The sequence below is a fragment of the Pseudomonas sp. GW822-FHT07A10 genome (genome assembly GCF_058798795.1).
Map to the genome: position 1 here is coordinate 153,104 of NZ_JBXAKV010000016.1, position 7,562 is coordinate 160,665.

The following is a 7,562-nucleotide window of genomic DNA, read 5'->3' on the forward strand; positions in this document are numbered from 1 at the left end:
ATGTCCGAAGACAACATCCTCACCGCCCACGGCTGGATTCGCGGCCGGCTGATTCACGAACACGGCAAGGTCGTGTCCATCGAAGGCGAACCTTGCGATCCGGCGGACAACGACCTGCCGTATCTGCTCCCGGGCTTCATCGACCTGCATGTTCACGGCGGGGGTGGCAAAGACATCATGGAAGGCGCGCCAGCCTTCGAAACCATCACCAGAACCCACGTGCGCTTCGGCACCACCTCGCTGCTGGCGACCACCATGACCGCGCCGAGCGAAGAGATTTCCAGCGTGCTCAAAGCCGTCGGCGAGTTCTGCGAGCAGCGGCCCAAAGGCAGCGCCCGGGTACTCGGCGTGCATCTGGAAGGTCCCTACATCAACCCCGGAAAACTCGGCGCCCAACCGAATTTCGCCCACACCGCGTTGATGGCCGAAGTCGAGGAATACCTGGCGCTGGCGCCGATCCGAGTGATCACCATCGCCCCGGAAATCGCCGGCCACGACGGTTTGATCCGCGCCCTCAGCGCTCGCGGCGTGCGCATGCAAATCGGCCACACGCTGGGCAGTTACGAGGAAGGCGTCGCCGCGTTGGCCGCCGGCGCCAGCAGTTTCACCCACCTCTACAACGCCATGAGCCCGTTGCATCATCGCGAGCCCGGCATCGTCGGTGCGGCGCTGGCCCACGCCAAGTACGCCGAACTGATTCCGGACTTGCTCCACGTACACCCCGGTGCGATCCGCGTGGCCTTGCGCTCGATCCCGTGCCTGTATTGCGTCACCGATTCCACCGCCGCCGCCGGCATGCCCGACGGCGAATACAAACTCGGCAGCCACACCGTGACCAAATGCCTGGGCGGTGTGCGCCTGCCCGACGGCACGCTGGCCGGCAGCACCCTGACCATGGATCAGGCCCTGCGCAACCTGGTGAAGATCGGCCTGCCGATCAGCGAAGCCTCGCAACGTCTTTCGCAATTCCCCGCCGACTACCTCGGCCTCCAAGAACGCGGGCGCCTGCAACCCGGCGCCTGGGCCGACTGCGTGCGGCTGGATCGCTCACTCACACTGACCGCCGTCATGGTCGAAGGAGAAGACATTGACTTCAAAAATGCTTGAAGAGGCGCTGTCCTCGTTCGAGGCCGTGCAAGCCCAATTGCAGCAACTCGACCCGCAGATGATCGAGATTGCCGCGCGCCTGCGCCGTCAGCCGCCGCAAGTGGCAATGACCGTGGCTCGCGGCAGTTCCGACCACGCGGCGAGCTATTTCGCCTACCTGACCATGCAGCAATTGGGCATTCCGGTGGCGTCGTTGCCCATGTCGGTGGTGACCATGCAACAGGCGCCGTTGAAGGTCAGCGGCCAGGTCGCGTTCGCTTTCTCGCAATCGGGGCAGAGCCCGGATTTGGTGAACAGCCTGCGTTTGCTGCGCAAGCGCGGCGCCCTGAGCATTTCCATGGTCAACGCCGAGAACTCGCCTTTGGAAGCGGCCTGCGAATTCAGCCTGCCGCTGTGCGCCGGCACCGAAAGCAGCGTCGCCGCGACCAAGAGTTTTATAGCCACCCTCACCGCCAGCGCCCGCCTGATCGCCCATTGGAAAGAAGACGTGGAATTGCTGGAGGCCGGCCTTGCCCTGCCGGAAGGTTTGCGTGAGGCGGCGCAACAGGACTGGAGCCAGGCCATCGATGCGTTGCGCGATTGCCAGCGCTTGATGGTGATCGGCCGTGGCGCCGGCTTCGCTATTGCCCAGGAAGCGGCACTCAAGTTCAAGGAAACCTCGGCGATCCAGGCCGAAGCCTTCAGCAGCGCCGAAGTGCGGCACGGCCCGATGGCGTTGATCGACGAGAACTACCACCTGCTGATCTTCGCCCCGCGCGGTGCCGAGCAGGCCGGGTTGCTGAGCCTGGCCGCCGACATGCGTCAACGCGGCGCCCGCGTGCTGCTGGCCGCGCCAGATGACGTCGCCGAACGCGACCTGACCCTGACCCGCGCCGAACACCCGGCCCTGGACCCGATTCTGGCGATCCAGAGTTTCTACGTCATGGCCGCCGGTTTGGCCGTCGCCCGTGGCATGGACCCGGACCAGCCGCGTCACTTGAGCAAAGTGACGCGCACGCACTGAGTCCGATTTGAAGCTTTCCTGATGAGACCGAGCCATGCACAACAACAATAAAGAGCTGACCCTCAGCGCCCCGCTCAGCGGCCCGGTGCTCACACTCGCGAAAGTCCCGGACCCGGTGTTCGCCAGTGGCGCCATGGGCGACGGGATCGCCATCGATCCATTGAACGACACTCTGTACTCGCCCTGTGAAGCGGTCGTGATCCACATCGCCCGCACCGGTCACGCCATCACCTTGCGCGCCGATAACGGCGCCGAGTTACTGCTTCATCTGGGCCTTGATACGGTCGAGTTGCAGGGTGTCGGTTTCTCGATGCTGGTCAAGGAAGGTGCGCGGGTCAGCAATGGCCAGCCGCTGCTGCGCTATGACCTGGACCAGGTCGCGCAGCAGTGCAAAAGCCTGGTCAGCCTGATGATTCTGACCAACAGTCAGGACTTCCAAGCACGTCCGATTACGCTGAAATCAGTGAAGGTGGGCGATCCGCTGCTGCACATCGTGCCGAAAGTAACGAACAGCGCGCAGATCGACATTGAAGTGCTCGGCATCGAGGTTCAAGGGCATGTTCATGTCGCCCATCGCGGTGGCTTGCACGCCCGGCCTGCGGCGCTGATCCGCCAAACCGCCCAACAGTTCAAGAGCAAATCCTGGCTGCACTTCGCCGGTAAATCGGCGGCCTGCGACAGTTTGATCGGCCTGATGGGGCTGGCTGTCGGTGAGCGGGATGAAATCCGGGTCAGTTGCCAGGGGCCGGATGCCGAAGCGGCGCTGCAAGCCCTGTTGGCCGCGTTATCCACAGCCCTGGCCGAAGACAACCACGCTGCCGCACCAACGCCAATAGCCCAACGCAATCGCCCCGCCGAAGCGGGTGTGCTGCACGGTGTGTGCGCAGCTCCAGGCCTGGTGGGCGGGCCGTTGTTTCGTCTGAACTCGATCAGTCTTCCAGTAGATGCTGGTAATCATGAGCCGAAGCAACAACGTTACGCGCTGGACACCGCGCTGACTCAAGTACGCAGCGAAATCGACGGCACACGGGCCCAAGCGAAGAAGCACAAGAACACCGATGAAGAAGCGATCTTCGCCGCGCACCTGGCATTGCTCGAAGACCCGGCGCTGCTCGATGCGGCTCATCAATCCATCGACCAAGGCATCGCCGCGACTCACGCCTGGAGTCAATCCATCGACGTGCAATGCGAGGTGCTGCTGCAACTCGGCAGCCCGTTGCTGGCCGAACGCGCCAACGACCTGCGTGACCTCAAGCAACGGGTGCTGCGCGCCTTGCTGGGTGAGGCCTGGCATTACGACGTACCGGCCGGCGCCATTGTCGCCGCCCATGAACTGACCCCGTCCGATTTGCTGCAACTGAGCCAACAAGGGGTGGCCGGGTTGTGCATGGCCGAAGGTGGCGCGACGTCCCATGTGGCGATTCTCGCTCGCGGCAAAGGCTTGCCGTGCATGGTTGCACTGGGCTCGACGCTGCTCGATCAGGAGCAAGGTCAAGCGGTGGTGCTGGATGCCGACGGCGGTCGCCTCGAACTGATACCGACTGCCGAGCGCCTGGCCGAGGTGCATCAGGCGCAACTCGATCATCAGCAACGTCGCGCGCTTCAACAGTCTCAGGCTCACGTCCCGGCACTGACACTTGATGGTTTGCCAATCGAAGTCGCCGCCAATGTCGCTTCCAGTGCCGAGGCAGCTGATGCCCTGGCCAACGGTGCCGATGGCGTCGGTCTGCTGCGTACCGAATTCCTCTTCGTCGACCGCCAAACCGCGCCGGACGAACAGGAGCAGCACGTCGCCTATCAAGCCGTGCTCGACGCCATGGGCGACAAGTCGGTGATCATCCGCACCATCGATGTCGGCGGCGATAAACAGCTCGACTATTTACCGCTCCCTGTCGAAGCGAACCCGGTGCTTGGTTTGCGCGGCATTCGTCTGGCTCAGGTGCGCCCGGAGCTGCTGGATCAGCAGCTGCGCGCCCTGCTGCAAGTCAGCCCGTTGTCGCGCTGCCGAATCCTGTTGCCGATGGTCACTGAAGTCGATGAGTTGCTGCACATCCGCCAGCGTCTCGACGCGTTGTGCATTGAACTCAATGTGAGTGAGCGCCCGGAATTGGGCGTGATGATCGAAGTTCCGGCCGCCGCGCTGCTGGCCGAGCAACTGGCCGAGCACGCGGACTTCCTGTCCATCGGCACCAACGACTTGTCGCAATACACCCTGGCCATGGACCGCGACCACGCCGGCCTCGCCTCCCGCGTCGATGCGATGCACCCGGCGCTGCTGCGGCTGATCGCCCAGACCTGCGCCGGTGCCGCGGTGCATAACCGGTGGGTCGGGGTCTGCGGCGCCCTCGCCTCCGATCCGTTGGCCACGCCGGTACTGATTGGCCTGGGCGTCAGCGAGTTGTCGGTCAGCCCGGTGCAAATCGGTGAAATCAAGGACCGCGTACGCCACCTCGACGCCACCGAATGCCGACGCATCAGCCAGGACCTGCTCAAGCTGAGCAGCGCCGGCGCGGTGCGTCACGCCTGTCACCAGCAATGGCCTCTGAGCTGAACAACAACGATAAGAATCCAGGGAGATCCGCCATGTACCAATACTTCATCGAAGGCCTGCAGCGCCTCGGTCGCGCGCTGATGCTGCCGATCGCGATCCTGCCGATTGCCGGGTTACTGCTGCGTCTGGGCGACACTGACCTGCTGGACATCGCGATCATCCACGACGCCGGCCAGGTGATTTTCGCCAACCTGGCGCTGATCTTCGCCATCGGCATCGCGGTCGGTTTTGCCAAGGACAACAACGGCACCGCAGGCCTGGCCGGGGTCATTGGTTATCTGGTGATGATCTCCACCCTCAAGGTGCTCGACTCGAGCATCAACATGGGCATGCTGGCCGGGATCGTCAGCGGCCTGATGGCCGGTGCGCTGTACAACCGCTTCAAAGACATCAAGCTGCCGGAATACCTGGCGTTCTTCGGCGGTCGGCGTTTCGTGCCGATAGTCACCGGGTTCGCTGCCGTCGGCCTGGGCGTCATCTTCGGTTTCATCTGGCCACCGATCCAGCACGGCATCAACGGCTTCGGCACGTTGATGATGGAGAGCGGCAGCTTTGGTGCGTTCATCTTCGGCGTGTTCAACCGCTTGCTGATCGTCACCGGCCTGCACCACATCCTCAACAACATGGCGTGGTTCGTGTTCGGCAACTTCACCGATCCGACCACGGGCGCACTGGTGACCGGCGACCTGTCACGTTACTTTGCCGGCGACCCGAAAGGCGGCCAGTTCATGACCGGCATGTTCCCGATGATGATCTTCGGCCTGCCCGCCGCGTGCCTGGCGATGTACCGCAACGCCCTGCCGGAACGGCGCAAAGTCATGGGCGGGATCTTCCTGTCCATGGCCCTGACCTCGTTTTTGACCGGCGTCACCGAGCCGATCGAATTCGCCTTCATGTTCCTCGCACCGCTACTGTTTTTGCTTCATGCGCTGCTAACGGGACTGTCGATGGCCGTCACCAACCTGCTGAACATTCACCTGGGGTTTACCTTTTCCGGCGGTTTCATCGACATGATTCTGGGCTGGGGTGAATCCACCAACGGCTGGCGCGTGCTTCCCGTGGGTCTGGCGTATGCAGTGATCTACTACGCGGTGTTTGATTTCTGTATCCGCCGCTTCAACCTGAAGACGCCGGGGCGTGAGGATGTTCAGGCTGGCGACAAAGTTGTGGTCACCGAGAATGAACGCGCCGGGGCATATATCAAGGCGCTGGGCGGTGCGGAGAATTTGATCACGGTCGGCGCTTGCACCACGCGACTGCGGTTGGACATGGCTGATCGCAACAAAGCCTCGGATGCGGACTTGAAAGCGTTGGGTGCAATGGCGGTAGTGCGTCCGGGCAAGGGCGGCAGTTTGCAGGTGGTGGTCGGGCCGATGGCAGACAGCATTGCCGACGAGATCCGGTTGGCGATGCCGGCTTTGGGCCGCGCGGTTGTGGCCTCCCCTACCGCTGATATCGATGAGCCAAAACCTGTGGCGGTGACGAACACTGAAGCCCAACAATGGTTGAAGGCGCTGGGCGGCGGCGAGAATGTGCTGCAGATGGATTGCATCGCCATGACCCGGATTCGGTTGCAGCTGGCGGATGGCACGGGGTTGTCGGAAGGCCAGTTGAAAGCGCTTGGTTGCCAGGGTGTCAGCCAACTTGAGGGGGGCGTTTGGCATCTGTTGATTGGCGACAAGGCGCCAAGTTTGAGTGGTGCGTTGGAAGCGTTGGTTAATCGCAGTGAGGTGAGTGCCAGGGTTTAGATCATAGGCGCGGGACAGTCAGTCTTCGCGGGCAAGCCTCGCTCCTACGAGGAATGTGTTGTTTGCACGTCGATGTCCGACACCATTCCCCTGTAGGAGCGAGGCTTGCCCGCGAAGAGGCCCGCACTCCCAATGAAAATCTCAAAGCCCGCTGACCGTCACTGGTCCAGCGGGCTTTTTCATTGTGCTACCCCTGCGGATCGACCTGATCCAGCACCCGGTTCACCGACAACTCCGCCAACGAAATCATCTGCTGAATGCCCAAGGCCAGATTGCAGGCTGGGCCGGTGAGATCGAACGCCAACTCACTGGCCATGACATTCGCCGAAGCCAGTGTTTCACAGGCATGGGCCAACAGGGTTTCTGAATCTACGTTGGGCGCGACGACGAAGATCGTACTTGGACGCTGCTCGGCTTTGACCTTCTTCTGGGAAGGTGGCGCGAGATAGTGATCGAGTGCACGGATTGCGGCATCGTGGAGTTTTTTGGAATTGAGGCAGGTGTAGGGGGAAACGGATTCGTTTTCCATGTTTGTTTCTAAATCTGTTTCTAAATCTGTTTCTAAATCTGTTTCTAAATCTGTTTCTACGTCTGTTTCTACGTCTGTTTCTGGAGGATTTGGGCTGTCTTTGATCATTGTGAAACTCCTAACAAAAAGTTGGAGCTACCAGCATCACTTGCAGATGATGGGTGGCAGCTGTGCGCGGGTCTGCAAGACCGAGTCGTTAGGCAACCTCGGCAGACCCGAAGATCTCCCGCACACAGCCACCATAAATCGATGACCATTGATTTAAGCGCCACGATTATAGGTGCGCTTAAAGGTGCCTAACAAACTATCGGCGGGCTTGCAGTCCCGATCGCTGAATTGGCAGCGACGTCCAAAGGTTAGAGAGCCCACTTCCGACGGACAACCTGAAAGACTTGTGGGAAGGTTCTGAAGTTTTTACAGATCAATAAACATCATTGCCTGTAAGACCGCCATCGCGGGCAAGCCCGCTCCCACATTAGTGGAGCGGCGTACACCCACCAAACTACAGGTCGAGCGTTAGCTCGCCTGCCGCTTTTGATCTTGACCCACCCGCCCCTTCGGGAGGCTGAGCGCAGGTGTTCATCTGGGGATTGGCGCGCAGCGCCGTTCGACGCAGTCGAACCC

Annotated in this window: 5 protein-coding genes; 4 read left to right on the forward strand and 1 reads right to left on the reverse strand. The window is 61.6% G+C overall.

Going from position 1 to position 7,562, the window contains the following annotated elements; translation table 11 throughout:
• The 4 genes from nagA to nagE are packed head-to-tail and all read left to right on the forward strand — an operon-like array spanning nucleotide 1 to nucleotide 6,409.
• Entirely contained in the window at nucleotides 1-1,107 is a 1,107-nt protein-coding gene (nagA, locus tag AC1RL4_RS24025; RefSeq protein ID WP_019581071.1) for an N-acetylglucosamine-6-phosphate deacetylase, read from the forward strand.
• The gene (locus tag AC1RL4_RS24030; protein ID WP_026331846.1) at nucleotides 1,088-2,110 is read left to right on the forward strand and encodes an SIS domain-containing protein; all 1,023 of its coding nucleotides are present in this window, start codon (nucleotides 1,088-1,090) and stop codon (nucleotides 2,108-2,110) included. Before nagA ends, AC1RL4_RS24030 begins: the two co-directional genes overlap by 20 nt.
• A 34-nt stretch (nucleotides 2,111-2,144) precedes the next feature.
• The gene (ptsP, locus tag AC1RL4_RS24035; RefSeq protein ID WP_230174287.1) at nucleotides 2,145-4,661 is read left to right on the forward strand and encodes a phosphoenolpyruvate--protein phosphotransferase; all 2,517 of its coding nucleotides are present in this window, start codon (nucleotides 2,145-2,147) and stop codon (nucleotides 4,659-4,661) included.
• A gap of 32 nt (nucleotides 4,662-4,693) precedes the next feature.
• Nucleotides 4,694-6,409, forward strand: a complete 1,716-nt coding sequence (nagE, locus tag AC1RL4_RS24040) for an N-acetylglucosamine-specific PTS transporter subunit IIBC (RefSeq protein ID WP_028940328.1) — start codon at nucleotides 4,694-4,696, stop codon at nucleotides 6,407-6,409.
• Nucleotides 6,410-6,596: 187 nt separating this feature from the next.
• Here the strand turns inward: nagE and AC1RL4_RS24045 are convergent, their stop codons facing one another.
• Nucleotides 6,597-7,046, reverse strand: a complete 450-nt coding sequence (locus tag AC1RL4_RS24045; RefSeq protein WP_230174285.1) for a DUF6124 family protein — start codon at nucleotides 7,044-7,046, stop codon at nucleotides 6,597-6,599.
• Between the last annotated feature and the right edge of the window lie 516 nt (nucleotides 7,047-7,562).